Annotated in this window: 24 protein-coding genes and 3 pseudogenes; 13 read left to right on the top strand and 14 right to left on the bottom strand. The window is 72.9% G+C overall.

Annotated features, from left to right (window positions below):
* Positions 1-87: 87 nt before the first annotated feature.
* Positions 88-681 carry a histidine phosphatase family protein gene (locus ACWIGU_RS03875; RefSeq protein WP_454397053.1) on the bottom strand — a complete coding sequence of 198 codons (594 nt, stop codon included), beginning with the start codon at positions 679-681 and terminating at the stop codon, positions 88-90.
* 222 nt (positions 682-903) lie between these two features.
* Between ACWIGU_RS03875 and ACWIGU_RS03870 the strand changes: the two genes are divergently transcribed.
* Together ACWIGU_RS03870 and ACWIGU_RS03865 are read left to right on the top strand one after the other, a co-directional pair.
* On the top strand, positions 904-3,768 hold the full coding sequence (locus ACWIGU_RS03870) for a DEAD/DEAH box helicase (protein ID WP_454397051.1): 2,865 nt from the start codon (positions 904-906) through the stop codon (positions 3,766-3,768).
* A 13-nt stretch (positions 3,769-3,781) separates the two neighbouring features.
* Complete coding sequence (locus ACWIGU_RS03865; RefSeq protein ID WP_454397049.1) at positions 3,782-5,059, top strand: SWIM zinc finger family protein; 1,278 nt, start codon at positions 3,782-3,784, stop codon at positions 5,057-5,059.
* 33 nt (positions 5,060-5,092) lie between these two features.
* Here the strand turns inward: ACWIGU_RS03865 and ACWIGU_RS03860 are convergent.
* A pseudogene (locus ACWIGU_RS03860) lies at positions 5,093-5,293 on the bottom strand (hypothetical protein); the annotation flags it as partial.
* A 32-nt stretch (positions 5,294-5,325) separates the two neighbouring features.
* Positions 5,326-6,605: pseudogene (locus tag ACWIGU_RS03855) on the bottom strand (RNA-guided endonuclease InsQ/TnpB family protein).
* Positions 6,606-6,658: 53 nt separating this feature from the next.
* On the opposite strand from ACWIGU_RS03855, the pseudogene ACWIGU_RS03850 reads away from it, so the two are divergent.
* Positions 6,659-6,742 (top strand): annotated as a pseudogene (locus tag ACWIGU_RS03850) (IS200/IS605 family transposase); the annotation flags it as partial.
* 33 nt (positions 6,743-6,775) lie between these two features.
* On the opposite strand, the gene ACWIGU_RS03845 reads toward ACWIGU_RS03850, so the two are convergent.
* Together ACWIGU_RS03845 and ACWIGU_RS03840 are read right to left on the bottom strand one after the other, a co-directional pair.
* Positions 6,776-7,432 (bottom strand): peptidase, encoded by a 657-nt coding sequence (locus ACWIGU_RS03845; RefSeq protein WP_454397047.1) that lies wholly within the window; start codon positions 7,430-7,432, stop codon positions 6,776-6,778.
* Positions 7,429-8,637 (bottom strand): pyridoxal phosphate-dependent aminotransferase, encoded by a 1,209-nt coding sequence (locus tag ACWIGU_RS03840; protein WP_454397045.1) that lies wholly within the window; start codon positions 8,635-8,637, stop codon positions 7,429-7,431. The genes ACWIGU_RS03845 and ACWIGU_RS03840 overlap by 4 nt, the downstream gene beginning before the upstream one ends.
* 94 nt (positions 8,638-8,731) lie before the next feature.
* On the opposite strand from ACWIGU_RS03840, the gene ACWIGU_RS03835 reads away from it, so the two are divergent.
* Positions 8,732-9,370 (top strand): winged helix-turn-helix transcriptional regulator, encoded by a 639-nt coding sequence (locus tag ACWIGU_RS03835; RefSeq protein ID WP_454397043.1) that lies wholly within the window; start codon positions 8,732-8,734, stop codon positions 9,368-9,370.
* A 64-nt stretch (positions 9,371-9,434) separates the two neighbouring features.
* Here ACWIGU_RS03835 and ACWIGU_RS03830 read toward each other — a convergent pair whose 3' ends face one another.
* Genes ACWIGU_RS03830 through ACWIGU_RS03820 form a run of 3 tightly spaced genes read right to left on the bottom strand, consistent with a single transcriptional unit; the run spans position 9,435 to position 12,862 of the window.
* Positions 9,435-10,286 (bottom strand): hypothetical protein, encoded by an 852-nt coding sequence (locus ACWIGU_RS03830; protein ID WP_454397041.1) that lies wholly within the window; start codon positions 10,284-10,286, stop codon positions 9,435-9,437.
* Entirely contained in the window at positions 10,286-11,557 is a 1,272-nt protein-coding gene (locus ACWIGU_RS03825) for a VWA domain-containing protein (protein WP_454397039.1), read from the bottom strand. The genes ACWIGU_RS03830 and ACWIGU_RS03825 overlap by 1 nt, the downstream gene beginning before the upstream one ends.
* Positions 11,558-11,602: 45 nt before the next feature.
* Positions 11,603-12,862, bottom strand: a complete 1,260-nt coding sequence (locus ACWIGU_RS03820) for an FAD binding domain-containing protein (RefSeq protein ID WP_454397037.1) — start codon at positions 12,860-12,862, stop codon at positions 11,603-11,605.
* Positions 12,863-13,031: 169 nt separating this feature from the next.
* Here ACWIGU_RS03820 and ACWIGU_RS03815 point away from each other — a divergent pair, with 169 nt between their 5' ends.
* Positions 13,032-13,946 carry a HipA family kinase gene (locus ACWIGU_RS03815; RefSeq protein WP_454397035.1) on the top strand — a complete coding sequence of 305 codons (915 nt, stop codon included), beginning with the start codon at positions 13,032-13,034 and terminating at the stop codon, positions 13,944-13,946.
* 135 nt (positions 13,947-14,081) lie between these two features.
* Here the strand turns inward: ACWIGU_RS03815 and aceB are convergent, their stop codons facing one another.
* The gene (aceB, locus tag ACWIGU_RS03810) at positions 14,082-15,716 is read right to left on the bottom strand and encodes a malate synthase A (protein WP_454397033.1); all 1,635 of its coding nucleotides are present in this window, start codon (positions 15,714-15,716) and stop codon (positions 14,082-14,084) included.
* A 227-nt stretch (positions 15,717-15,943) separates the two neighbouring features.
* A complete protein-coding gene (locus ACWIGU_RS03805) occupies positions 15,944-16,549 on the bottom strand; it encodes a nucleotidyltransferase family protein (protein WP_454397031.1) in 606 nt (201 codons plus the stop codon).
* A gap of 222 nt (positions 16,550-16,771) precedes the next feature.
* Between ACWIGU_RS03805 and ACWIGU_RS03800 the strand changes: the two genes are divergently transcribed.
* Positions 16,772-17,086, top strand: a complete 315-nt coding sequence (locus ACWIGU_RS03800) for a DUF5955 family protein (protein WP_454397029.1) — start codon at positions 16,772-16,774, stop codon at positions 17,084-17,086.
* Between the two features lie 45 nt (positions 17,087-17,131).
* Here the strand turns inward: ACWIGU_RS03800 and yczR are convergent, their stop codons facing one another.
* Positions 17,132-18,625 (bottom strand): MocR-like transcription factor YczR, encoded by a 1,494-nt coding sequence (yczR, locus tag ACWIGU_RS03795; protein WP_454397027.1) that lies wholly within the window; start codon positions 18,623-18,625, stop codon positions 17,132-17,134.
* A gap of 100 nt (positions 18,626-18,725) precedes the next feature.
* On the opposite strand from yczR, the gene ACWIGU_RS03790 reads away from it, so the two are divergent.
* From ACWIGU_RS03790 to ACWIGU_RS03780, 3 genes are read left to right on the top strand one after another with little or no spacing between them, the layout of a single operon-like run.
* The gene (locus tag ACWIGU_RS03790) at positions 18,726-18,869 is read left to right on the top strand and encodes a hypothetical protein (RefSeq protein WP_454397025.1); all 144 of its coding nucleotides are present in this window, start codon (positions 18,726-18,728) and stop codon (positions 18,867-18,869) included.
* Positions 18,866-19,399 carry a universal stress protein gene (locus ACWIGU_RS03785; RefSeq protein ID WP_454397023.1) on the top strand — a complete coding sequence of 178 codons (534 nt, stop codon included), beginning with the start codon at positions 18,866-18,868 and terminating at the stop codon, positions 19,397-19,399. The genes ACWIGU_RS03790 and ACWIGU_RS03785 overlap by 4 nt, the downstream gene beginning before the upstream one ends.
* Before the next feature lie 38 nt (positions 19,400-19,437).
* Complete coding sequence (locus ACWIGU_RS03780; RefSeq protein ID WP_454397021.1) at positions 19,438-19,578, top strand: hypothetical protein; 141 nt, start codon at positions 19,438-19,440, stop codon at positions 19,576-19,578.
* 8 nt (positions 19,579-19,586) lie between these two features.
* On the opposite strand, the gene ACWIGU_RS03775 is transcribed toward ACWIGU_RS03780, so the two are convergent.
* Positions 19,587-20,213, bottom strand: coding sequence for a response regulator transcription factor (locus ACWIGU_RS03775; RefSeq protein ID WP_326773462.1), 627 nt, complete (start codon positions 20,211-20,213; stop codon positions 19,587-19,589).
* Positions 20,210-21,385, bottom strand: coding sequence for a sensor histidine kinase (locus ACWIGU_RS03770; protein ID WP_454397019.1), 1,176 nt, complete (start codon positions 21,383-21,385; stop codon positions 20,210-20,212). The genes ACWIGU_RS03775 and ACWIGU_RS03770 overlap by 4 nt, the downstream gene beginning before the upstream one ends.
* A 135-nt stretch (positions 21,386-21,520) precedes the next feature.
* Between ACWIGU_RS03770 and ACWIGU_RS03765 the strand changes: the two genes are divergently transcribed.
* Both ACWIGU_RS03765 and ACWIGU_RS03760 read left to right on the top strand, forming a co-directional pair.
* Positions 21,521-22,597 (top strand): ABC transporter permease, encoded by a 1,077-nt coding sequence (locus ACWIGU_RS03765; RefSeq protein WP_454397017.1) that lies wholly within the window; start codon positions 21,521-21,523, stop codon positions 22,595-22,597.
* Positions 22,594-23,352, top strand: coding sequence for an ABC transporter ATP-binding protein (locus ACWIGU_RS03760; protein WP_454397015.1), 759 nt, complete (start codon positions 22,594-22,596; stop codon positions 23,350-23,352). Before ACWIGU_RS03765 ends, ACWIGU_RS03760 begins: the two co-directional genes overlap by 4 nt.
* Here the strand turns inward: ACWIGU_RS03760 and ACWIGU_RS03755 are convergent.
* Entirely contained in the window at positions 23,295-24,095 is an 801-nt protein-coding gene (locus tag ACWIGU_RS03755) for an IclR family transcriptional regulator (RefSeq protein ID WP_356289260.1), read from the bottom strand. The two genes, ACWIGU_RS03760 and ACWIGU_RS03755, sit on opposite strands and share 58 nt — an antisense overlap.
* Before the next feature lie 303 nt (positions 24,096-24,398).
* Between ACWIGU_RS03755 and allB the strand changes: the two genes are divergently transcribed.
* Entirely contained in the window at positions 24,399-25,739 is a 1,341-nt protein-coding gene (allB, locus tag ACWIGU_RS03750; protein ID WP_454397013.1) for an allantoinase AllB, read from the top strand.
* Positions 25,740-25,744: 5 nt separating this feature from the next.
* Entirely contained in the window at positions 25,745-26,869 is a 1,125-nt protein-coding gene (gene alc / locus ACWIGU_RS03745) for an allantoicase (protein WP_454397011.1), read from the top strand.
* Positions 26,870-26,928 lie beyond the last annotated feature (59 nt).

Raw genomic sequence — 26,928 nt, 5'->3', positions numbered from 1 at the left:
CCCCTGATTCCGTCCCTCGGCCGGCAGATCCTCCGTACGTTCCGATGGTGCAGCACGGGTCTGACAACGGCCGGGCCCGACGGCGTATCAGGGCCGCAGATTCCACCCGGCGACGACCGGCCGGCCGTGCTCTGTGCTCAGCCTGCTGACCGTGCCCGTCGCCAGCAGGAAATGCGCTCCGTCCGCCGGGGGCAGGCCGAGCCTGCGTGCGGTGAGGACCCGAGAAAAGTGGCCGTGGCCGAAGAGGACGACGCTGCCCTCGTTCTCCGCGAGCGCGGCGTCCACCTTCGCGAGCATGCGGTCGGCCCGCGCCCCCACCTCTTCGGGGCTCTCACCGGGGTGCTCGGGAGGTCCTGGCGCGACCCCGTCCGTGAAGAGGAACCAGTGGGGCCGGGTGCGCTGGATCTCCAGCGTCGTGACGCCCTCGTAGGCGCCGTAGTCCCACTCGCACAGGTCGGCGTCGACCCGCACGTTCCCGAGACCCGTGAGCTTCGCTGTCTCGTGGGCCCGCACCATCGGGCTCGAGAAGACGGCTCCGATGTGATAGCTGCGGACGAGCGGGGCGAGCTTGCGTGCCTGCTCGCGGCCGTTCTCCGTCAGCGGGACGTCGGTCCAGCTCGTGTGCCGCCCGGACAGGGCCCACTCGGTCTCGCCGTGCCGGACCAGCAGCAGGTCACCCATGCGACTGTCCTGTTCTCTCCGAGGCTGCCGTCGGTCGGGCCCGGCGATCTTGCACGGGCCGTCGTTCGAACCGTACACGCGGTGGGGGAGGGACGCCCGGCCTTGATTGTCAGACCCCGCCCGTAAGGTCGTAGACGTCGCCGGTCCCGCCGGACGAGAGCGACGCACGCCGCACCGACCAGGGCGTACCCATGCCTGCCGACCAGGGAAAGGAGCCCGGCCATGACGGAGCAGACCGACCACAGGGGCATCACCGTCGCCGCGGCCGCCGTGTTCCTTCCCGCGCCCCTGCCGCGCGAGAGCAGCGTCGCGTTCTGGCACCCGGACGGCACGGACCTGCCGGGCGCCACCCCGCTCACCGTGGTCCGGCCGCACGGCGCGGGCGCCCGCGCCCGGACCGTGCCCGCCGTCCGGCTACCCGTCACCGACGCCCTGCCCCTGCTCGTCCGGGCCCGCCACACCCCTGGCGCCCACCCCGCCGCGGCCTGCTGGGGCGCCGCCGCCCTGCACGCCCTGCACCTCGTGGGCCGTGGCCGCCTCCTGCCCGGCCTCACCCCCTCCGACCACGACGCGTGGCGCGCGGGCCCTCTCGACGCGGACGACATCGCACAGCTGCGCGCCATCGCCGCCGCGATGCCGTACGAGGCCCATGCCGCGCCCGTCGAGGGCTCCGAGCCGCTGCGGCTGCCCGAGCCCGAGGCCCTTGTGCGCGCGTTCCTCGACGCGGTCGCCGACTCCCTGCCGCGCAGTCCCGCCGCCCCCTTCGCGGCCGGGGCGCCCTTCGCCTCCTTCGCGCCGCAGCACCTGCCCCGCGCGCGTGCCTGGGCGGTCGAGGCGGCCGCCGGTATGGACGCGGGCGTACGGGTGTCCCTGCGCCTCGACCTCTCGAACTTCACGCTCTTCGACACGGACGACGCTGCCGACGCCACCGACCCCGCCTCCGCCGGTGAGGACGGCCCGGGAGGCGCGGGCGCCGGGGAGCGGCGGCGGGCCGGGGCCGCCCTCGTCCAGGTGCACAGCCTCGCCGACCCCACGCAGGTCGTCGACGCGGCGCGGCTCTGGGCCGGTGACGGCGACGCGCACTTCGGGCCGCGCGCAAGGATCGACGCCGTCCTCGCCCTGCGCCGCGCCGCCCGCGTCTGGCCCCCGCTCGGCCGCGTCCTGGAGCGTGACGTGCCCGACGTCCTCGCACTCTCCGAGGGCGAGCTGCTCGACTTGCTCGGCCCGGCCGCGGCCCGCCTCGCGGACGCGGGCGTCGAGGTCCACTGGCCCAGGGACCTGGCCCGCGCCCTCACCGCCACCGCCGTGGTGCGCGCCGCCGCGCCCGGCTCCGCCACCGACGGCACCCCGTTCTTCGACGGCGAGGAACTCCTCAAGTTCAACTGGCAGTTGGCGCTCGACGGCGACCCCCTCTCCGAGCGCGAGATGGACGAACTCGCCGAGTCCCACCGGCCCGTCGTCCGGCTGCGCGACCAGTGGGTCGTCGTCGACCCCGACCTCGTACGCAAGGCCCGCAAGCGCGAGCTGGGACTGCTCCAGCCCGTCGACGCCCTCGCCGTGGCCCTCACCGGCGAGGCCGACATCGAGGGCGAGCGCGTCGAGGCCGTCCCCACCGGCGTCCTCGCCCACCTCCGCGACCGCCTCGTCGAAGGCCCCGCCGCCGTCACCCAGCCCGCGGGCCTGCACGCCACGCTCCGCGACTACCAGCTGCGGGGCCTGGCCTGGCTCGACCTCATGACCTCGCTCGGCCTCGGCGGCTGCCTCGCCGACGACATGGGCCTCGGCAAGACGGTCACCCTCATCGCGCTCCACCTGCGCAGGAACAAGGCGGCGCCCACCCTCGTCGTCTGCCCGGCGTCCCTCCTCGGGAACTGGCAGCGGGAGATCATCCGCTTCGCCCCCGGCGTCCCCGTCCGCCGCTTCCACGGCACGGACCGCACCCTCGAAGGCCTCGCAGGCGGCTTCGTCCTCACCACGTACGGCACCCTGCGCACCCGCGCCGCCGAACTGGCCGGGCACACCTGGGGCATGGTCGTCGCCGACGAGGCGCAGCACATCAAGAACCCCTTCTCCGCCACCGCCAAGGCGCTGCGCACGATCCCGTCGCCCGCCCGCATCGCGCTCACCGGCACGCCCGTGGAGAACAACCTCTCCGAGCTGTGGGCCCTGCTCGACTGGACGACACCCGGGCTGCTCGGCCCGCTCAAGTCCTTCCGCGCACGGCACGCGCGCGCCGTCGAGACCGGCGAGGACGCCGAGGCCGTCGAGCGTCTGGCCCGCCTCGTGCGGCCGTTCCTGCTCCGCCGCAAGAAGTCCGACCCCGGGATCGTCCCCGAGCTGCCGCCCAAGACCGAGTCGGACCACCCGGCCCCCCTCACCCGCGAACAGGCCTCGCTCTACGAGGCGGTCGTCCGCGAGGCGATGGCCGAGATCGAGGCCGCCGAAGGCATCGCACGCCGTGGCCTGATCATGAAGCTCCTGACGTCGCTCAAGCAGATCTGCAACCACCCGGCGCAGTTCCTCAAGGAGGCGGAAGGCCCGCGCGCCCGCCTCACCGGCCGCTCCGGCAAGCTGGCCCTGCTCGACGAACTCCTCGACACGATCCTCGCGGAGGACGGCTCCGTCCTCGTCTTCACGCAGTACGTGTCCATGGCCCGCCTCCTCGCGACCCACCTCGCCGCCCGTGCGATCCCGTCCCAGCTCCTGCACGGCGGAACACCGGTGGCCGAACGCGAGCGCATGGTCGACCGCTTCCAGTCCGGCGAGGTCCCCGTCTTCCTGCTTTCCCTCAAGGCCGCCGGCACCGGCCTCAACCTCACCCGCGCGGGCCACGTCGTCCACTTCGACCGCTGGTGGAACCCGGCCGTCGAGGAGCAGGCCACCGACCGCGCCTACCGCATCGGCCAGACCCAGCCCGTCCAGGTCCACCGCCTCATCACCGAGGGCACCGTCGAGGACCGCATCGCCGAGATGCTCGCCGCCAAGAAGGCCCTCGCGGACGCCGTGCTCGGCTCCGGCGAAGCCGCCCTGACCGAGCTGACCGACCGGGAGCTCGCCGACCTCGTCTCCCTCAGGAGGACGGCATGACACGGAGGACGGCATGACACCCCACACGCCGGGCCGCGCCGGCGCGCACGCCCAGGCCCGCGCCCGCGTCGACGACCGCCGCCGCACCTTCCCGCCCCTGCCGCCCCGCACCCGCACGGCCGACGACTTCGCGCTGACCTGGTGGGGGAACGCGTGGGTGGACGCCCTCGTGGACACGGCGCTCGACACGGCCCGCCTCACCCGGGGCCGCGCCTACGCCGACCGGGGACACGTCGACGCCATCACCGCGACCCCCGGCCGCGTCATGGCCTACGTCCACGGCTCGCGCCCCCGCCCGTACCGCACGGAGATCCGCCTGCGCACCCTCCACGACGACGACTGGGAGCGCATCCTGGACGCGGCGGCCGCCCGCCCCGACCACATGGCCGCGCTCCTCGACAAGGACGTGCCGCACGCGCTGGCCGCCGTCGCCGACCTCCTGCCCGCCGTCGGCGACCTGATCCCCGACTGCTCCTGCCCGGACGACGGTCACCCCTGCAAGCACGCGGCCGCGCTCTGCTACCAGACGGCACGCCTGCTCGACGAGGACCCGTTCGTCCTCTTCCTGCTGCGCGGCCGCGGCGAACAGGAGCTCCTCGCCGAACTGACCCGGCGCAACGCGGCGCGGGCCGCCGGCGAGCGCTCCGCCACGGCCCCCGCGCTGCCCTCGGTCGAGGCCCGCGAAGCCCTCGCGCCCCGCACCCTGCCGCTCCTGCCCCCGCCGTTCCCGGCCCCCGCGCAGCCGGGCCGCCCGCCCGTCTACCCGCACGCGTCCGGCGCCCCCGACCCGCTCGCCCTCGACCTCCTCGCCACGGAGGCCGCGGCCCGCGCCCACACGTTCCTCACCCGGGGCATCGACCCGATCGCCGGTCTCACCCCCTGGCAGGACGCGGTCCGGCTCGCCGCCGCACACCCCGGCTCCGGCCTCGCGGCGTCCACGCGCGCGCTCTACAAGTCCCTCGCCCAGGGCACCGGACGCACGGCCACCGACCTGGCCCGCGCCGTCGCCGCCTGGCGCCAGGGCGGACTCGCGGGCCTGGGCGTCCTCGAAGAGGAGTGGGACCCGCCGGCCGGACCCTTCGACCGCGCCCGCCCGGCCCTCATCGCCGCGGACTTCCCCCACTTCCGTCCCCACAGAAACAGGCTGTCCACGGACAACCTCCAGCTCCGCCTCGGCCGCGAAGGGCTCTGGTACGGCTACGAGTCGGACCCCGGCCGCGAGGACTGGTGGCCGAGAGGCACCCCCGACACGGACCCGGTGGGCGCCCTCACGGCGCTGATCGGCCGCTGACGGGCCGGGCCGGCGGCGGCCGAGTACGCCGCTTCACAGTGCCTCGGCCCATCGCGTCAGCGTCGTGAAGTCCCTCTCGCGCAGCCCGTGGCGCGGATGGATGCGCAGGAGCAGGGCCGGGGCGTCGTGGTGCGCGGTGACATGGCGGGAGTCCAGGTCCGTGATCATGTCGTCGACCCAGGCGAAGGGCCGCCCCGCCGCCCAGTCGAGCAGCGGGCGCGTCTTCCATTGGAGTGCTCTCCCGGCTGGAGCCGGGAGATTCCTGCCTACCTTGCGGCAGCGGGCTTGACGCGCTTCGCGCGCCTGACGACTGCCCTCCCGGCAGCCGGGATGAGCGCGAGGCCCATCCGGTACAGGTGCAAGACGTTCCGGGCTGCGTTGTGGTCGGCGTTGCCCGACCAGCCGCAGTCCGGGTTCTTGCACACGAACACGGCCTGGCTCTCCCGGTTGCCGGGCGTGGTGAAGCCGCACACCGAGCAGCGTCGGGAAGTATTGGGGGCGGGGACCTTGTGCAGGGTGCCGCCGAGCCGGGCGGTCTTGTACATCAGCATGGTCACCGTCCGGCCCCATGCCTCCTGGCTGATGGAGCGGTTCAGCCCAGCCTTCTGGGCAACGTTCTTCCCCGGCTCCTCGATGGTTCCCCTGGCCGACTTGACCATGTTCGTGATGGTGAGTGCTTCGACCACGACGGTGCCGTAGGTGCGGGCGATGGCGGTGGTCGTCTGGTGCTGCCAGTCCAGGGCCTTGCGCTTGGCTTTCGCGCGCAGTCCTGCGATCTGGTCGTAGGTGTGGCGCAGTCGGCGGCTGGTGCGCTCGCCGGGCTTGCGGTGCTGCTTGCGCTGCGCGGCGCGCTGCTCCAGCTGCAGGAGCCTGGCCTTCTCCTTGCCGGTCAGCCATGCGCCGTGCTCGTACGTCTCGCCGTCCGAGAGGGCGAGGGGCACGGTGACGCCCACGTCGATGCCGACCTCATCCCCCTGGTGGGGATCGGGCTCGACCTCCAAGGTCTGGACGCGGAAGGCGATGTGCCAGCCGAGCACGTCCTTGATCAGTCGTGCCCGGTGATCCGGTTCTCCGCGCCTGCACGCTTGCCGACCGGAAGGTCTTTGGTCCACCGGAAGCGGACCCGGCCCACCTTGGGAATGTTGGCCATGCCCCAGCGGCGGTGCGTGCGGGTGATGTTCAGGTCGCGGCCCTGTGGGATATCCACGGACATCGCGGTGCGGAGGCGGCTTTTGAAGTTCGGGGCGTCGGCGCGGCCGTCCCAGCAGTTCTTCCATGCCTGGAAGTAGGTCTTGAGTACCGCTTGCGCGGCCTGCGCGGGAAGGGCGGCCAGGAAGTCGATGTCCTTACGGGCCTGGCGGATCGCGGCGTCCGCGTTCGCAAGCGTCCGCTTTTCCTTCGGCATCATTTGCCACCAGGCGTGGAGAAGGTTCCACATGGTGCGGGCCGCGTGCGCCTGGTCATCGGTCTTCAACACTTGGGCAGGAGACGGTGAAAGTCGGGCACGGTGCCCGAACTGCCGCTTAACCAAGGTGCCGTGACTCACAACCGCGAACGTAGCATTGGTTTAGGTCACCGCGCTGGACTCCTCATCCCAACGTGCGCACCGGACGACATGTTGTCTACAACTTGCACGTTCACTTGGTTTTTGTCGCCAAATACCGGCGAAATGCGTTCACCGAGATGTGAGTGGCATCGAAAGGGTCCGGGGGCCTGCTACGCCCTCGGGCCCGCTCCCGTTTCCGGACCCGGCGACCCGATCCGCCGCGCCCCCAGTGAAATGCCCCGGCCCGCGAAGAAATTCTCGAACGCCGCCGACGGCAGTTCCGCGCAACGGGTTTCGGGGCTGGTCCCCGACGGGTTGTGGAAGTGGAAGCGGTCACCGTCGCGGGCCGTGAGCAGGACCAGGTGTCCGCCCCGGCCGGGCGCGGGCCGCTCCGGGCGCCGGATCCCGTAGTGGACCGACGCCATGACCGTACGGCCCTCATCGAGCAGCCCGGCGATCTCGCCGACCGTCAGTGTGCGGTGGACGGTCGCGTCCAGGCCGAGTTCCTCGCGGGCGTACTCGGCGAAAGGGGCGTAGATCAGACCGTGGATGTCGCCGTCCGCATCCACGGTGTACGCGCCGTACTTGAGTGCTCCGTCCCGCAGGTCGAACAGGGTGGGCGCGTCCGGGCCGAGCGCCATGCGCAGGCAGGTCAGACCGCACAGATGGCCGCACCACAGCGCGTAGTCCTCCACGGTGGCCGCGCCCGAGGTCTCCCAGGCGGGGTCGTCGGCGCGGTCGTGGCCGCCCTCCACGATCGCCTCGACGAGCTCGGGCGAGGCGAACTGCGTCAGGCTCGGCAGGGCACAGGTGGTGCAGGACGTCACTGGCGGTATCCGCTCAGGAAGCGCCCGATCCGGCTGATCGCGGCGTCGAGGTCGTCAGCGTACGGGAGGGTGAGGATGCGGAAGTGGTCCGGGCGCGGCCAGTTGAAGCCGGTGCCCTGGACGACCTGGATCTTCTCGCGCAACAGCAGGTCGAGGACGAACTTCTCGTCGTCGGCGATGGGGTGGACCTTGGGGTCGATGCGCGGGAACGCGTACAGGGCGCCCTTCGGCTTCACGCAGGAGACGCCCGGGATCTCGTTGAGCTTCTCCCAGGCCTTGTCGCGCTGTTCGAGGAGGCGGCCGCCCGGCGCGGTGAGTTCGCGGATGGACTGGCGGCCGCCGAGCGCGGCCTGGATGGCGTACTGGGCGGGGGCGTTGGCGCACAGCCTCATGGAGGCGAGCATCGTCAGGCCCTCCAGATAGTTGCGGGCGTGCTGCCGCGGTCCCGTGACGACCAGCCAGCCGGAGCGGAAGCCCGCGACGCGGTAGGTCTTGGAAAGGCCGCAGAAGGTGAGGACGACCAGGTCGGGGGCGAGGGCGGCGGCGCTGTGGTGCACCGCGTCGTCGTACAGGATCTGGTCGTAGATCTCGTCCGCGAGGACCATCAGGCCGTGCCGGCGGGCGAGGTCGAGGATGCCCTCGATGATCTCCTTCGGGTAGACGGCGCCCGTGGGGTTGTTGGGGTTGATGATGACGACCGCCTTGGTGCGGTCGGTGATCTTCGCGGCCATGTCGTCGAGGTCGGGGTACCAGTCGGCCGACTCGTCGCAGACGTAGTGCACGGCCTTGCCGCCGGAGAGCGTGGTGACGGCCGTCCACAGCGGGAAGTCCGGGGCGGGGATGAGGACTTCGTCGCCGTCCTCCAGGAGTGCCTGTACGGCCATGGAGACCAGCTCGGACACGCCGTTGCCGAGGAACACGTCGTCGACGCCGACCTCGAGGCCGAGCGCCTGGTAGCGCTGGGCGACGGCGCGGCGGGCGGACAGGACGCCCCGCGAGTCGGTGTAGCCATGGGCCTGGGGGAGCATCCGGATCATGTCCTGGACGATCTCCTCGGGCGCCTCGAAGCCGAAGAGGGCGGGGTTGCCGGTGTTGAGGCGCAGGACGCTGTGGCCCGCCTCCTCAAGGGCGTTGGCGTGCTCGATCACCGGGCCGCGGATCTCGTAGCAGACCTCGCTGAGCTTGCTCGACTGCCGGAACTCCATGTGGTGCCCTCCCGCGACCTGCCCGTGACGTGTGTGACTTGGTTTTACCAAGTGACCGCTTGGAAAGTCCAACAAGTTGCATAGACTGCGAGCCATGCCACGCCGAAGCTACGACCAGTACTGCGCCGCCGCCCGCGCTCTCGACGCCGTCGGGGACCGCTGGACGCTCCTGATCGTCCGTGAGCTCCTCGCCGGGCCGCGCCGCTACACCGATCTGCACGCCGACCTGCCCGGCGTCAGCACGGACGTGCTCGCCTCGCGACTCAAGGACATGGAGCGCGAGGGCGTCGCCGAGCGCCGCAGGCTGCCCGCGCCCGTCTCGGCGTACGTGTATGAACTGACCCCGCGGGGACGGCAGTTGCTGCCGGTGCTCCAGGCGCTGGGTGAGTGGGGCGCACCCGCGCTTGAGGAGCGCGGGCCCACGGACGCGGTACGCGCGCACTGGTTCGCCCTGCCGCTCCTGAGCCATCTGGAGCGGCTCGGCGGCGAGGGTGTGGTCGAAGTGCGCCTCGACGAGGGGGAGTTCCATGTGAGGGTCGGCGGCTCGGGCGCGGGCGGGCCTGTTTATGCCGAGGGGCCGGTGGGTGTCGAGCCCGACGCGCGGCTCGTCCTCGGCACGGAAACCTGTGTCGCCGTGGTGCGGGGCGAGCTGACGCTGGAGGAGGCGGCGCGCGCGGGCCGTGTCGCCGTGTCCGGGGACGGCGCCCTGGCGAAGGCGCTGCGAGAGGTGTGAAGCAGGGAGCAACTCGTCCATGACGCCCGGCACGTGAGGTGCGCGGGCGCCATGGACGGGTGGGTTACATGCCCGGCGGCACCCGGGACGGGCGGCCCGTCCCGCGCGTCAGGGCGTAGCCGCCGATACCGGCGAGCGCGGCCAGGATGCCGCCCGCCGCCGTCCAGACCCAGCGGTCCGACCACCAGCCGGAGGACCAGCCGTCCTCGGGCTCACCCGTCGCGAGCGCCTGGCTCGCCGACGAGCCGTTCTCCTCGTCGGAGGAATCCCCGGAGGACGCAGCCGCCTCCTGGGTCGTCGAGCCCGGCACGAGCGGGGCCGCCAGTGAGCCGTCCACCGCCGAGGAGCCGCCGACCTCCTTGGAGGTCACCTCGACCTCGGCCGAGACGGGCAGCCCCTGGTCGGAGGGCGTCAGCGCGGCCGCCGTGAGCCGGACGTAGTACGTGCCGGGCAGCGGGTCGTTCGCCCACTGCTCCGACCAGGCCCGCACCGTGCGCAGCGTGCAGGACAGGCCGACCGACGTCGCGTCTTGCGCAGCCGCCCTCGACTGCGTCCCGTACATGCAGGACTGACGGCGCCTCAGCCCGTCGTACACGTCGATCCGCCACGTCGCGCCCGAGGGCCGCGCAGCCGAGTCCGGCAGCTTCACCGTCGCCTTGACCGTGGGCCGCTGCCCGGCGTCCGCCGGGAACGACCAGTACAGGTAGTCACCCGTGGAGGCGCCCGCGGTGGCGCGCCGGCCCTGCTCCACCTCCTGCGCGGTACGGAACGACGTGCCCGCCTCGGTGGGGGCCTTGTCGTCACCGGAGGAACCGGAGTCGCCGGACCCGGCGAACGCCGTGCCGGCCCCGAGCAGTGCGGTCAGCGCACTCGCGCCGAGGAGTCCCGCAGTCACCAACAACTTGTTCGTACGCATCAGTTGGTCCTCCAGACCGCGACCCGCCAGCGCGAGATCCAGCCCCACAGCACACCCGCCACGAAGCCGGTGAGCACCAGGGCGCCGAGCAGCCACCAGCCGCGGCCGAGGCCGAACGCGGCCACGTCGGACGCCGCGCTCGGCGCGTCCACGACGTCCACGGTCAGCTCGACCGGGAGGCCCGGCGTCGTCTTGACCGAAGCGGGGGCCGAGTAGGAGTTCGACACCTGGAGACAGACGGTCTCGGCCGCGGTCTCGTCGTCGTCCTGCTCGGGCTTCGGGTAGCGCAGACCCGTCGAGATCACGTCCGTACGACCGTCGCCCGCCTCCGAGCCCCGGACGATCTCACGACCGTGCTCGGTGACCGCGCGCAGCAGCACGCCGTAGTCCTTGTTGACCGCGCGGTCCGCGGCCACGCTCACCGAGGCGCGCAGCTCCTGCCCGGGAGCGACGGTCACGCGGTAGAAGCGGTGCTCGCCGAACGTCTCGCGGTCCGTGTACAGACCTGGCTTGATCTCCGGGGCGCCGGTGCACTCCTTGGCGCCCTCGACGGCCACGGGGTTGACCACGGGGTCGGCGGCCCGGTCGACCAACTGGCCGACACGGTCGGTGAGTTCATCGGTGTGCCGCACGGAGGTGTACGTCCCGCCGGTGGCCTCGGCGATGCAGCTGAGCTGGTCACGCGTCTTGGCGTCAGGGACCAGGCCGAGCGTGTCGATGGTGAGGTTGATGCCCTTGGCGGCGATGTCGCGGGCGACCTCGCACGGGTCGAGCGGCCGGCAGGTGTCCTCGCCGTCGCTGATGAGGACGATGCGGCGCGATCCGTCGCCGCCGTTCAGGTCGTCGGCCGCCTTCAGGAGCGCGGGGCCGATCGGAGTCCAGCCGGTCGGCGAGAGGGTGGCGACGGCGGTCTTCGCCTCGGTGCGGTCGAGCGGCCCGACCGGGTAGAGCCGCGCGGTGTCCTTGCAGCCCACCTTCCGGTCCTCGCCGCGGTAGTTGGCGCCCAGCGTGCGGATGCCGAGCTCCACCTCCTTCGGCGTCGCGTCGAGCACCTCGTTGAACGCCTGCTTCGCGGCGGTCATCCGGGTCCCGCCGTCGATGTCGCGCGCCCGCATGGAACCGCTCACGTCGAGTACGAGCTCGACCTTCGGGGCGGCCGTGGGCTGCTCGTCGGGGTTGTCCGCCGCGGAGGCGCCGACGGGCGTCAGCCCCATGGTCAGGGCGGCGAACAGGACACATGTTCCCGCCGCCAGCCGTTTTCTTATGATCATCGCCGGATCTTATGGATCAACGTACGCGCACAACAAAACGACTGCTCAGCGGGGATGCGGGCCGGTGCCGGAATCCAGCTGTTTCCCGCCGAACACCCCGGTTCCGTCCGCCTGTGCCCACCACGCCTCGAGCCCGGCCTGGTCCAACTCCCCCCACTCCGGGGTCTCCTGCACGAGCGCCCGGCCGAGGCTCCGCCCGAGCCCGACCAGCGCGCCGCCGGCCGCCGTGCGGGAGTCGTCGTACGCGGCGAGCGCCTCGTCGAAGTCCGACGCGGAGCGGAACGCGGATTCGAGGGCGGCGCCGTCCTGGAGGGCCTTCACCGCACCGGCCCCCGTGTGTGGGCGCGCGACCGTCGCCGCGTCCCCGGCCAGCATGAACCGGCCCGTCGCGTACCGCGGGGCCGTGAAGTCGTACATGGGCTGGAGGGCCAGCTCATTTGGGGCGGTGAGGCGGACCAGGTCACCCCAGTACGGCGGCAGCAACTCGTCGGCGACGTGAGCGAGATGGGAGCGCAGCGCGTCGGTGACGGTGCCGGGCGGCAGGCTCGTCGGCAGGTCGACGCGCAGCGCCGCGTCGACGCCCGGCGGGGGAGCCGTGTAGAGAACCCAGTTCACGCGGCGGCCGCCGGCCGCGCCGCCGTCCGGGATCCGGTAGACGATGAGGTGCCCGCCGGGGAACACCACGTACGCGCAGTCCTCCTCGGCCCACAGACCGGGCTCGGCCAGCCGCCGTGCGGGGAACGCGCCACGCCACGCCAGATATCCCGCGTACCGCGGCTGTACGTCGGGGAACGCGCAGGCCCGCACCGCCGAGCGGTAGCCGTCCGCGCCGATGACGAGGCCGAACTCCTCGGCGCCGCCGGCCGCCGTGTGCACGCGGGCCCCGCCGGCCGTCGCCTCGACCCGCGCCACCGCCGCACCCGTACGGAACTCGACGTCCTCGGGCACCGCCCGGCGCAGATCGCGCCAGAGCGGCCCCCAGTTGTACGTACGGAACGGGAACGGCATGACGGCGATCTCGCGCCCGAGCGCCATCTCTTCGGTGTTCCGGGCGGACCTGGCGCGCACGTACCAGCGACGGCGCACCAGGCCCACCCACGGCATGCCCGCGTCCATGTACCCGGCCGACTCCAGCTCGGCGTACCGCGCGTCGTGCACCGCGAGGCCCACGCCGCGTTCCGCGAGGGAGCCCGCGGCCCGCTCGTAGACGACGATCTCGTCCGCGCCCCCGCGATGGGCCGCGAGAGCCGCGGCGCACCCGGCGATGCTCCCGCCCACGACCGCGACCCGGCCCCCGTTCGCCATACGTCCCGTCCCTCATCATCGGTCCCGCGCAAGGCAGATAGCGCAAGAAGGTCTCCGCGGCCGGGACGACGGTACCGGCAGTCGCCGGGCGCCGGGCGGACCCGGAGCGCCGAGGGGTGCGATCCCGGCCACCCCTCGGCCGCGGGCGCCGCCCGTTAGGCTGGCAGGTGTGCTGCGAGAAGTGACGGCCGTCCGGTATCTGAACCCCCTGCGGACCGGCGGCTCCGTGCCGGGGGTCGTCGAGGCCGACGACCTGGGGACCTACGTCGTGAAGTTCACCGGCTCCGCGCAGGGCCGCAAGGCGCTCGTCGCGGAGATCGTCGTCGGTGAGCTGGCGCGCCGCCTCGGCCTGCGCTTCCCCGAGCTGGTGCGCGTCCACTTCGACCCCGAGGTGGCCGCCCACGAGCCGCACCAGGAGGTCCAGGACCTGCTGCGCGCGAGCGACGGGCTCAACCTCGGGATGGACTTCCTGCCGGGCGCGAAGGACTTCACGCCCGAGGTCGCCGCCGCCTTCACGGTGGACCCGCTGGAAGCCGGGAAGATCGTGTGGCTCGACGCCCTCACGGTCAACGTGGACCGCACGATCCACAGCTCGAACCTGATGGTCTGGCCGACCTTCGGCATCCAGGAGCCGAAGCTGTGGCTGATCGACCACGGCGCCGCCCTGATCTTCCACCACCGCTGGGATGCGTCCGCGCCCGACAAGGCGTACGACTTCCGCCATCACGCCCTCGGTGCCTACGGGCCCGACACGCGGGCCGCCGACGCGGAGCTGGCGCCCCTCGTCACCGAGGAGATGCTCCGCGAGATCACCGCGCTCGTCCCCGACGCGTGGCTGACCGACGAGCCGGGCTTCCATGCGCCGGACGAGGTCCGTGAGGCGTACGTCTCCTATCTCGCGGCCCGCGCCCGTACGTCCGCCGCCTGGCTGCCCACGGACTTCCCGTCGCGCGACCAGCTGGCGGCCGCCGACGCGCGCCGCGCGGCCGCCACGGAGAAGGGCCGTCCCGACTGGCTCAAGCGCGTCCCCGACCTGCACGGCAAACCGGCCGCCGAACAGGACTGGTCCGTCCACCTCGGCTGACCGCCCGATGAAGGCTGCGCGCAGCGCATGCCGTCAGGGGCGCGGGGAACCGCGCGACCAGCCCCCACCGGGGCCGCGCGGACGGAACACAAAGCCCCCGGCGCTGTGCGGTGCCGGGGGCCATGGTGCGGTCGATCAGCGGAGCTGCTCGTACGCGGGCAGCGTCAGGAAGTCCGCGTAGTCCGCGTCCAGGGAGACCTGGAGGAGGAGGTCGTGGGCCTGCTGCCACTTGCCGGCCGCGAAGGCCTCCTCGCCGATCTCGGCCTTGATGTTCGCGAGCTCCTGGGCCGCGACCTCGCGGGCCAGGTCGGCCGTGACGGTCGTGCCGGAGTGCTCGCCGCCCTCGAAGACGACACCGGCGTTGATCCACTGCCAGATCTGCGAGCGGGAGATCTCGGCGGTGGCCGCGTCCTCCATCAGGTTGAAGATGGCGACGGCGCCGAGGCCGCGCAGCCACGCCTCGATGTAGCGGATGCCGACCTGGACGGCGTTGACCAGGCCGTCGTAGGTGGGCCGGGCGTCGAGGGAGTCGATCGCGATCAGGTCGCCGGGCGCGACGGACACGTCCTCGCGCAGGCGCTCCTTCTGGTTCGGCTTGTCGCCGAGGACCGCGTCGAAGGACGCCATCGCGATCGGGACCAGGTCGGGGTGGGCGACCCACGAGCCGTCGAAGCCGTCGCCGGCCTCGCGGTCCTTGTCGTTCTTGACCTTCTCGAACGCGACCTTGTTGACCTCGGCGTCGCGCCGCGACGGGATGAACGCCGCCATGCCGCCGATCGCGTGCGCACCCCGCTTGTGGCAGGTGCGGACGAGGAGTTCGGTGTACGCGCGCATGAACGGGGCCGTCATCGTGACCAGGTTGCGGTCCGGCAGGACGAACTTGGCGCCGCCGTCACGGAAGTTCTTGACGATGGAGAACAGGTAGTCCCAGCGGCCCGCGTTCAGCCCGGCGGCGTGGTCGCGGAGCTCGTAGAGGATCTCGTCCATCTCGTACGCGGCCGTGATCGTCTCGATCAGGACGGTCGCGCGGACGGTGCCCTGGGGGATCCCGACGTAGTCCTGCGCGAAGACGAAGATCTCGTTCCAGAGGCGGGCCTCCAGGTGCGACTCCGTCTTCGGGAGGTAGAAGTACGGGCCCTTGCCGAGCTCGATCAGGCGCTTGGCGTTGTGGAAGAAGTACAGGCCGAAGTCGACGAGCGCGCCGGGGACGGGGCGGCCGGCCTCGTCCTTCAGGTGGCGCTCGTCCAGGTGCCAGCCGCGCGGTCGCATCACGACGGTGGCGAGCTCGTCGTTGCCCTTGAGGGCGTACGACTTGCCGCTGCGCTCGTCCGTGAAGTCGATGTTGCGCGTGTAGGCGTCCATCAGGTTGACCTGGCCCAGGACGACGTTCTCCCAGGTGGGGGCCGAGGCGTCCTCGAAGTCCGCGAGCCAGACCTTGGCGCCCGAGTTCAGGGCGTTGATGGTCATCTTGCGGTCGGTGGGACCGGTGATCTCGACGCGGCGGTCGTTCAGCGCCGCCGGGGCGGGCGCGACGCGCCAGGTGGTGTCCTCGCGGATGTGAGCGGTCTCCGGGAGGAAGTCGAGCGTGGAGGTGCGGGCGATCTCGGCGCGACGCTCCGCGCGGCGGGTGAGGAGCTCGTCACGCCGGGGCGTGAACAGCCGGTGCAGCTCGGCCACGAAGGCGAGGGCCGCGTCCGTGAGCACCTCTTCCTGCCTGGGCAGGGGCTCTGCGTCGACGATGGCCAGCGGGGACGGCGCTGGTGCGGACATGAGCTGTCACTTCCTTCAGCGAACGGGCGCGGGCGGCACCGAGTGCCGTGGGCGCCGGGATACGACTGCGGACCCCGCGCGGGGGGACCGGCCCTTCTGAACAGTGGATACTAGTTTCCTCATTGTGGAAGTTCAATGGTTTGTTGACGTCGAGATTCTTCGGGTCGACATAACGTGGCGCTCGGTGCCAGGCTCCTCACGCCCCGTTCATGCCCTGCACTCACCACTCATTCAAGGTGCTTGAGGTCGGCCTCGGTGTCGATGTCGTAGTCATCGGCCACATCGCCGCACTCCACGAGCGTGAGCTCCGGCGCGTGCTCCTTCAGGTAGGCGCGCGCCCCGCGGTCACCCGCCGCGCTCGCCACGATCCCCGGCCAGTGCTCCGTCCCGAACAGGACCGGATGCCCGCGCTCCCCGTCGTACGCGGCCGCCGCCAGCGACCCCGCCGACCGGTACGCGGCCCGCACGCGCGCCACCGCCGGAGCCCCGATCCCCGGTTGGTCCACAAGGAGTACGAGCGCGGCCGACGCCCCCGTCCCGGCGAGCGAGCCGAGCCCCGCCCGCAGCGACGACCCCATGCCCTCCTCCCACGCCGGGTTCTCCACGAGCACGCACCCCGCCAGGTCCGCCTGCGCCCGTACGTCGTCAGCCGCCGCGCCCAGCACGACGTGGACGCGCTCGCAGCCGCCCGCGCGCAGCACCGCCACCGCGTGCTCCACCAGAGGGCGCCCGCGGTGCGTCAGGAGCGCCTTCGGCCGCCCGCCGAGCCTGCGCCCGCCGCCCGCCGCGAGCAGCAGTCCCGTCACCGGAGCGTCATCCGTTGCGTGTGTCATGAAGCCTGGATACCTCACCGGGCGGCCCGCGCGCCGACCCCCGGGGACACTCGTGAGGCCGGAATTCGGTCGGCACGGTGGCGGGCGCGGCAGAAAGTGGCGTTTACTGGCCGCGACCCCGATGCGGCGCGTCCGACCTACGCCCCAGCGGGGCCGCGGAAGGCGTACGACGTGCGAACGCGCGCGTGTGCGGTCGCACAAAGGCGTGCGAGGGGGAGAGCTGTGTTGCGAAGCGTGGGGCGGAAGCTGGTGGTGGTCGGCGAAGAGGATCCGCGGGTGGCGGAGTTGCGCACCGCGGTGTCCAGGCTGCGCCGTGAACTGGCAGCCCATCCGGCCGAGTTCCCCGACCGGGCCGTCGCGGAGGACGAACTGGCCGCGCTGGACGCGATGGCCGCCGGCGGCCTGCCCGAGATCCCGCGACTGCGCCGCTCCCTGCTGCTCATCGCGGGCGCGATCGGCTCGGTCAGCGCCCTGGCGAAGGGTCTCGGGGACGTGCGCAACGCGGTGGAACTGTTCGGCAGGCCGCCACTGCGCTGACCTCGTACGGGAGTTGGCGACCCGTCATCCAGGTCTCACGCCGCCTCACGCCACCCAGTGCGGCCGTCCCGGCTCCTCGCCCGCCGGTCCGAGGCCGTCCGCGAGGGTCTGCGCCAGGCGGCGCACCGCCTCCCTGGCGACCTCGGGCGGCTGGGTGTACGGGAAGCGCAGCCGGTGCTCGTGCGTCCCCGGGTCCGCGCCGAAGCGGGAGCCGCCCTCGATGCGCACCCCGTGCCGCAGTGCGGCCCGGGCGAGCGCCGAGGCGACCGGACGGCCCAGATCGATCCAGAGCGACAGGCCGCCGGGCGGCAACTGCCAGCGCCACTCCGGCAGTTCACGGGCCAGGTCTTCGGCGAGAGCGTCCCGCTGGGCCCGCATCCGCGGCAGGTGCTCGCTCAGGACCTCGTCCATCCGGTCGAGCAGCCGCAGCGCGACGAGCTGGTCGAGCACGGAACCCGACATGTCGAACGGCACCCGTGCCGTCGCCAGTTCGGTGATGAGCCGCGATCCGGCCCTGACCCAGCCGATGCGCAGTCCGCCCCAGTGCGTCTTGCTCAACGAGCCCACGGTGACGACCTGTTCGCCCGCGCCGTGCGCCGCGAGTGAGGCGAACGGCGCGGGCGGCGGTACGTCGAGCGCGATGTCGGCGACCGTCTCGTCCACGACCAGCCAGGTCCCGGTCGCCCGCGCCGCTTCGAGGAGCCGCACCCGCTGCTCGCGCGGCATCAGCCGCCCGGTCGGGTTGTGGAAGTCCGGGATCAGATAGGCGAGCCGCGGCGCGGTCTGCCGCAGCGCCGACTCGAACAGGTCCGTGTCCCAGCCGCCGTCCGTGACCGGAACCGGCGTGGCCCGCATCCCGCCCCTGTTCAGCGCGTCCAGGGCGTTCGGGTACGACGGGTTCTCGACCAGGACGCGGTCGCCCGCCCGGGCGAGGAGCCCCAGGGTGAGCGACACCGCCTGCTGGGCGCCCGAGGTGATGAGGATCTGCTCGGGAAGAGTCGGCAGGCCGCGCCGCGTGAACCGCTTGGCGACCGCGGCCCGCAGCTCGGGAAGCCCGTACGGGTGGTAGCCGGGCGTCGACGCGTGCCGGGGCAGCATGGTGCTCGCGGCGGCGAGGGCGTCGGCGAGCTCCGCCTCGGGCGCGCCGGGCGCCGCGATGGCGAGGTCGATCACGTCGTCGCCCGTGGGGAAGACGGCCACGCTGGCGGGCCGCTGTCCCTCGGGCAGCTCGGTCCACGTCCCCGCGCCGCGCCTGCTGCGTGCGTAGCCGCCCTCGCGGAGCAGGTCGTAGGCGGCGGTGACCGTGGCGCGGCTGACGCCGAGCGCCGTGGCCAGCTCGCGCTCGGCGGGCAGCCGGGTGTGCAGCGGGATGCGCCCGTCGAGCAGCAGGGTGCGTACGCCCTGGGCCAGGGCGCGGTAGCCGGGCCTCTCCCCGGCGGTGACCGCCAGGAGGCCGGCGAGGCGACGGCTGCCCAGGGACCTGTTCATGTTGTCCGTGCCCGGCGTGTTCAAGGCGTGGACCACTCGATTGCCTGCCATGCCAACTCCCCGCTATTGGCCCTGCTGTCCAGGCCAATCAGCGTACAGACTCGACAGAGGTCAGGGATTTTGGCCTGGGGAGCGGCTGAGGAGGCATGCCATGGACGGGTACGAGGCGGGCTGGGTCACGGACCGTTTCGAGCGGGAGATGCAGCGCCGCGCGGAGGAGCGCACCACGCGGCCGGCGGGCGCATGGGTCCGCGCGCTGATGAGCGGGAAGCGGCGCAGGGGGAGGAAGCCGTGAGCGCCGTCGAGGCCCGGCGGCCCGAGGAAACGGCCGGTCAGGTCGTCGTCGGGGTGAGCGACTCGCTGGGCGGGCTCGCGGCGCTGCGTGCGGCCGCCGAGCAGGCGCGCCGCTCGGGCCGGGTCCTCGTGGCCGTCCTCGCGTGGGAGCCGCCCGAGGGTGAGGGCCTGTACGCCCGCCGCCCCGACCCGCAGTGGGCCCGGTACTGGTACGGCGAGGCCCGCGCCCGCCTCGACCGCGCGTTCGCCGAGGCGCTCGGCGGGCCGCCCCAGGACGTGGACCTGGTGCGCCGCGTGGTCAGGGACAAGCCGGGCCGGGCCCTGTGCGAGGCGGTGGCGGGCCCGGACGACCTGCTCGTCATCGGTGTCCATCCACGCCGCATGTGGCGCGGCCGGATCCACCGGCACGTGGTCGCCCACGCCGGCTGCCCGGTCCTGACCGTGCCGGCCCCGCCGCTTTCACGGCAGGAGCTGCGCGCACTGCGCCGGGCGACCGCACGGGACTTCGCGGCGGCGGGGCCGGCGGGGTGAGGGGGCGGTGGGCGCATGAGGCCGCGCGGTGGCGGCCGTTGTCCGCGGGGCGGATCTTCGGCTCGGTCGTGGTGCGCGCCGACTGTGCGGTCCTGACCGTGCTCGCTCCGCCGTCGGCGCGGCACGAGCCGCGCCGGGCGACCGCGGGCGACTACGCGGCGCCGGGGCCGGTCCGCTGAACGGCGGGTCAGCGTCGCATCAGGCCGCGTGCGGTGGCCGCGGCGACCGCCGCTGTGCGCGAGTCGACGCCCAACTTGGCGTAGATGTGCACCAGATGGGACTTCACCGTCGCCTGGCTGAGGAACAGTTCCTTGCTGATCCGCTGGTTCGACAGGCCGTCCCTGACGAGCTGGAGCACCTCCAGCTCGCGGCGGCTGAGCGCCTCGGCGGGGGCCCGCATGCGGTCCATCAGGCGGTGTGCGATGGCGGGCGCGAGCGCGGACTGGCCGGAGGCCGCCGTACGGACCGCCGCCGCGAGCTCCTCCGGCGGCGCGTCCTTGAGCAGATAGCCGGACGCGCCCGCCTCCACCGCGGCGAGGATGTCCGCGTCCGTGTCGTACGTGGTCAGGACGAGGACGCGCGGCGCACCGGGCCTCGCCGCGATGGCCGCCGTCGCCTCCGAGCCGTGCATTCCGGCGCCGAACTGGAGGTCCATGAGGACGACGTCGACCCCGCCGGCCGCGGCGAGCTCCACGGCCCGCTCCGCCGTGGCGGCCTCCGCGGCGATCTCGAAGTCGGGTTCGGCGTCGAGGACGGCGCGGAGCCCGGCGCGTACGACGGGGTGGTCATCGGCCAGCAGGAGCCGGACGGTCATGACGCGCCTTCCACGGGGAGAGGGAGAGTGATCGCGACCGCCGTGCCCTGGCCCGGCGCCGACTCCACCGTGAACGTGCCCCCCAGGGACTGCGCGCGCGAGCGCATCGCGGGCAGGCCGAACCCGCCGTCGCCGGACGGGGCCGACGCGGGGTCGAAGCCGCGGCCGTCGTCCACGATGTCGAGGGCCACGGCCGTGTCCATGAAGCTGAGGGTGATCTCGGCGCGGCGGGCCCTCGCGTGGCGCACGGTGTTCGCGAGCGCCGACTGCGCGATCCGCAGCAGGGCGACCTCGTACGGCGTCGGCAGCCCGTACGGAGTGCCGCTCTCCGTGAAGCGGGCGGTGAGCCCGGGAGCCGTCGCGCACAGCCGCTCCAGGGCCCCCGCGAGCGACCCGCTCTCCAGGTCCGGCGGGGACAGGGCCCGCACGAAGCGGCGGGCCTCGGCGAGGTTGTCCTGGGCGGCCGCGCGCGCCTGTTCGATGTGCGGGGCGGCCGGTGACTGGGGCGGCAGCGCGCGCTGGGCCGCGCGCAGCAGGAGCTGGATCGAGGACAGACCCTGCGCGAGGGTGTCGTGGATCTCGCGGGCCAGTCGCTCCCGCTCGGCGAGGGTGCCCGCCGTGCGCTCCGCGGCGGCGAGTTCGGCGCGCGTCGCGATCAGTTCCTCGATCAGGCGCTGTCTGCGCTCGCTCTCGCGGTACAGCGTCTGGTAGCCCATGACGGTCGCGACGGCCACGGCCGCGCCGAGAAGCGGCCCTATGAAGGCCCCCGGGCTGAGCTCCTGCCCATGGCGTACGTACGAGGCGATGGCGGCGCACGCGGTGAGCGCCACGGCGGGGACGCCCCAGCGGGCGGGCAGCAGATGCAGCTGGAGGAAGTACAGCGGGAACGCCAGCCACAGTCCGTCGGGGGTGAGGACGAGCAGCACCAGCCACACCGCGCACAGCGCCCCGAGCCAGAGCGCCGCCCCGGCCCGCGTGTCCCGTACGGCCGGGATCAGCGGGCCCGCCCCGTACACGACGGTCATCACGACCGCCGCGGCCACCACGGCGCCCGCCCCCGTCGAGTCCCCGGCCAGCGCGCGGCCGGCGACCAGCAGGAGCAGCCCGGCCATCAGCAGATGCAGGCACAGGCGCAGGACGCGCAGAACGGGGGTCAGAGAACGTGGATCCATACCGTCACCAGCGTAGGCAGAACAACGTCGAAGACGGTCAACCGAAAGTTTGAAAGACGGCTCCTTCCTTCGATTCGGGTGAAGCGTGCTGTGGCGCGATGCCCGGGGCGGGCGCCCGGCCGCAGGCTGGGGACCATGTTCGTCGCATGGAGAGATCTACGGTTCGCCAAGGGCCGGTTCGCGCTGATGGGAAGCGTGGTCGTGCTGATCACGCTGCTCGTCGGCCTGTTGTCCGCCCTGACCGCGGGCCTGGCCCGGGACAACACCTCGGCGCTGACCGGGCTGCCCGCCGACCACCTGGCGTTCGCCCGGCCCGCGGACGGCCAGGCGGTGTCGTTCACCGGTTCGACGGTCGGGGCCGCGCAGTGGCGGGCGCTGGCCGCGCGGCCGGGGACGGAGAGCGCGCAGCCGCTCGGCATCAGCACCGTCAACGCCGAGGCCGGACACCACACGGCGGCCGTGTCCGCGTTCGGCGTTCGGCCCCGCTCGGGGCTCGCGCCCGACACGACGGCGCCCGGCACGGCCGTCCTGTCCCGGCAGGCGGCGGACGATCTGGGCGCGGGGCCCGGTGACCGCATCGCCCTGTCCAGTACGTCCCTCACGGTGAGCGCGGTCGCGGGCGACGCCTCGTACAGCCACACACCCGTCGTCTGGATCGACCTCGGCGACTGGCAGAACGTGGCGCCGGGCGGGCAGCGCACAGGGGAGCGGGCCACGGTGATCGCCCTGCGCACCGGGGACGGCGCCGACCTCGGCGCCGCGGACCGTGCGGCGGGCACCGAGACGCGGACCGTGGCAGGGGCCCTTGAGGCCATAGGGTCCTACCAGGCCGAGAACGGCTCGCTCCAGCTGATGCGGGGCTTCCTCTTCGTCATCTCGGCGATGGTCATCGGCGCGTTCTTCACCGTGTGGACGATCCAGCGCAGCGGCGACATCGCGGTCCTCAAGGCCCTCGGCTCCTCGACGCCCTATCTGCTGAAGGACGCGCTCGGGCAGGCCGTGGTCATGCTCGTCGGCGGTACGGCCCTCGGGACGGCCCTCGCGGCGCTCATCGGGGCGTTCGTGCCCGACAGCGTGCCGTTCGTCATGGAGCCGCTCACCACGCTCGGCCCGGCCGCCGTCATGACCGTGCTCGGCGCGGCCGGCGCCGCCCTGTCCATCCGGCGCATCACCGCCGTAGACCCCCTCACCGCACTCGGGAGCGCCCGATGAGCCTCGACCTCGACGAGATCACCCTCACCTACCCGGACGGCGACGGACGCATCACGGCGCTCGACCGCGTCACATTGCACGTCCCGGCCGGCACGGTCACCGCGGTCGTCGGCCCGTCCGGGTCGGGCAAGTCCAGCCTCCTCGCGGTCGCGGCGACGCTGGTCACGCCCGACAGCGGCACCGTGACCGTGGGCGGTACGCCGACGGACTCGATCGGCCCCGCCGAACGCGCCGAGCTGCGCCGCCGCTCTCTGGGCATCGTCTTCCAGCAGCCCAACCTGCTGCCGTCCCTGACCGCCCTCGAACAGCTCCAGGTGATGGCCCACCTGGACGGCCGCAAGCCGAGCGAAGTGCGGGAGCGGGCAGGGGAGTTGCTGGCCGCGGTCGGGCTCACCGACGAGGCGCGCCGCCGCCCCCAACAGCTGTCCGGCGGTCAGCGCCAGCGCGTCAACATCGCCCGCGCCCTGATGAACGAGCCGGCGGTCCTGCTGGTGGACGAGCCGACGAGCGCCCTCGACCACGAGCGCGGGGCGGCCGTACTGGATCTGCTCGCCCGGCTCACGAGGGAGCGCGGCACCGCGACGGTCCTGGTCACGCACGACCGGGCGCATCTCGCGGTGGCGGACGAGGTGTGCGAAATGGTGGACGGGCGGCTCACGAAGGCCGGCCCGTCCCGTGACGCCGCGGGCGGTGGCCGCTACGCGCCGACCCCGGAGCTCGACAGCGCCACCGACAGCTCCTCGGCGACCTGCTGAAGCACCGGCACGATCTTCTCGGTCGCGGCGTCGGTGACGCGTCCCGCCGGGCCCGAGATCGAGATCGCGGCGGCCGTGGGGGAGTTGGGCACGGAGACGGCGAGGCAGCGCACGCCGATCTCCTGCTCGTTGTCGTCGACCGCGTACCCGGCGCTGCGCACCTCGGCGAGCGCGTCGAGGAAGCCGTCGGGCGTCGTGATCGTCTTCTCCGTGGCGGCCGGCATGCCGGTCCGCGCGAGCAGCGCGCGCACCTCGTCGGCCGGGGTGTGGGCGAGCAGGGCCTTGCCCACGCCCGTCGAGTGCGGCAGGACGCGCCGGCCCACCTCGGTGAACATCCGCATGGAGTGCTTGGACGGCACCTGAGCGACGTACACGATCTCGTCCCCGTCGAGCAGCGCCATGTTCGCCGTCTCGCCGGTCACCTCGACGAGGCGGGCGAGATAGGGGCGGGCCCAGGTGCCGAGGAGGCGGGAGGCGGACTCGCCGAGGCGGATCAGGCGGGGGCCGAGCGAGTAGCGCCTGTTGGTCTGCTGGCGCACGTAGCCGCAGGCGACCAGGGTGCGCATCAGGCGGTGGATCGTCGGCAGGGGAAGGCCGCTGCTCGCGGAGAGCTCGCTGAGACCCACCTCGCCCCCGGCGTCGGCCATCCGCTCGAGGAGGTCGAAGGCGCGCTCGAGGGACTGGACTCCGCCGGTCGGGGCGGAAGGGCCAGAGGACTTGGTGCTGGCGCTTGACGTCGGCACGGGCGCGTTCCTTTCGGGGCGGAAGGGCAAGGCAGCAGCCTACCCGGCGGTCACCGGGAGGGGGGTGGCACTGCCCGGGTTGTACCGGCCGGTCAGGGGCCTTTGTCCGGGTGTCGCCGGGCCATACCCGTGTTCTCTTGACGGTGCCGTCGTAGATAGCTACGTTCTGGCTTACGGAATTCTAATTCCACTTTGTGGAAACGTCCAGGACGGTGTCGTCCCGTACGAGACGGGTCTTGACGGACCCTGGACCGGAGTGAAAACTCCTTCAACAGAACGTTGAATTTACTGAGAGGGGCTCGGGTGTCCGACGTCGAACTGGTGCTGCGCTCGACCCGCGTCATCACCCCCGAAGGCACGCGGCCCGCGTCGGTCGCCGTCACCGGGGGAAAGATCGCCGCCGTCCTTCCGCACGACGCGGACGTACCGGCCGGCGCCCGGCTCGAGGACTTCGGTGACGACGTCCTCATGCCCGGACTCGTGGACACCCATGTCCATGTGAACGACCCGGGGCGCACGGAGTGGGAGGGCTTCTGGACGGCCACCCGCGCCGCGGCGGCCGGCGGCATCACCACGATCGTCGACATGCCGCTCAACTCGCTGCCGCCGACGACGACGGTGGCCAACCTGCGCACCAAGCAAGACGTCGCCGCCGCCAAGGCGCACATCGACGTCGGCTTCTGGGGCGGCGCGCTGCCCGACAACGTCAAGGACCTGCGCCCGCTGCACGACGCCGGTGTCTTCGGCTTCAAGTGCTTCCTCTCGCCGTCCGGCGTGGACGAGTTCCCGCACCTGAACGGTGACCGGCTCACCGCCTCCATGGCCGAGATCGCCGGGTTCGGCGGACTGCTCATCGTGCACGCCGAGGACCCGCACGAGCTGGACGTCGCCCCGCACAACAGCGGCCCGAAGTACGACGACTACCTCGCGACCCGGCCGCGGATCTCCGAGGATGTCGCGATCAAGGGGCTCATCGACACCGCCAAGCGGATCGGCGCCCGCGTACACGTCCTGCACCTGTCCTCCTCCGACGCGCTGCCGCTGATCGCCGAGGCCAAGGCCGAGGGCGTCAAGCTCACCGTCGAGACGTGCCCGCACTACCTCACGCTCACCGCCGAGGAAGTCCCGGACGGCGCGAGCGAGTTCAAGTGCTGCCCGCCCATCCGCGAGGCCGCCAACCAGGACCTGCTGTGGCAGGCGCTCGCCGACGGCACCATCGACTGCGTCGTCACCGACCACTCGCCGTCGACCGCCGACCTGAAGACCGACGACTTCGCCACCGCGTGGGGCGGCATCTCCGGCCTCCAGCTGAGCCTCTCCGCCATCTGGACCGAGGCCCGCGAGCGCGGCCACTCCCTCGACGACGTGGTGCGCTGGATGTCCTCGCGCACCTCGGAGCTGGTCGGCCTCGACGACCGCAAGGGCGCCATCGCCGCCGGCCGCGACGCCGACTTCGCGGTCCTCGCCCCCGAGGAGACGTTCACCGTCGACCCGGCCGCACTGCAGCACCGCAACCGCGTCACCGCCTACGCGGGCAAGACGCTGCACGGGGTCGTGAAGTCGACCTGGCTGCGCGGCGAACGCATCGTCGCCGAGGGCGAGTTCACCGCACCGGCAGGCAAGCTCCTCGAAAGGAACAACTGATCACTGTGACGGCGATTCCCCGCTTCACCGGCGACGCGAACCCCTACGGCGGCGGCGACCCCTACGCCGACTACCGCACCGCCGACTTCCCGTTCACGCAGTTCGCCGACCTCGCCGCGCGGCAGCTCGGCGCCGGTGTCATCGCCGCCAACGACGAGTTCTTCGCCCAGCGCGAGAACCTCCTCGTGCCCGAGCGCGCCGAGTTCGACCCCGAGCACTTCGGCCACAAGGGCAAGATCATGGACGGCTGGGAGACCCGCCGTCGCCGCGGCACCGGCGCGGACCACCCGTGGCCGACCGCGGAGGACCACGACTGGGCGCTCGTCCGGCTCGGCGCCCCCGGCGTGATCCGCGGCATCATCGTCGACACCGCCCACTTCCGCGGCAACTACCCGCAGGCCGTGTCGGTGGAGGCCGCGTCCGTGGAGGGCGCGCCCACCCCGGAGGAGCTGCTCTCGGGCGACGTCAAGTGGACGACGCTCGTACCGCGCACGGCGGTCGGCGGCCACGCGGCCAACGGCTTCGCCGTCGACGTGGAGCAGCGCTTCACGCACCTGCGCGTCAACCAGCACCCCGACGGCGGCATCGCCCGCCTGCGCGTCCACGGCGAGGTCGTGCCCGACCCCAGGTGGCTCGCCACGCTCGGCACGTTCGACGTCGTCGCCCTGGAGAACGGCGGCCGCGCGGAGGACGCCTCCAACCTCTTCTACTCGCCCGCGAGCAACACCATCCAGCCGGGCCGCTCCCGCAAGATGGACGACGGGTGGGAGACCCGCCGCCGCCGCGACCAGGGCAACGACTGGATCAGCTACGGCCTGGCCGCCCAGTCGCAGATCCGCGCCCTGGAGATCGACACCGCCTACCTCAAGGGCAACTCCGCGGGCTGGGCGTCGGTTTCTGTGCGTGACGGCGAGTCCACCGATGAAGCTGCGTGGGTGGAGGTCCTGCCCCGTACGCGCCTCCAGCCCGACACCAACCACCGCTTCGTCCTCGACGCCCCCGCGGTCGGCACCCACGCGCGCGTGGACATCTACCCGGACGGCGGCATCTCCCGCCTGCGCTTGTTCGGCTCGCTGACCGACGAGGGCACGGCCCGCCTGACGGCCCGTCACCAGGAGCTCGGCGGCTGACCCCGCAACTCCCGTCGGACCCGCGCGGGGGCGTACCGGCCCGACAGCACCGGTACGCC

It is taken from the genome of Streptomyces sp. NPDC055400 (assembly GCF_053644375.1).
This window is presented reverse-complemented; position numbering and strand designations above follow the sequence as displayed.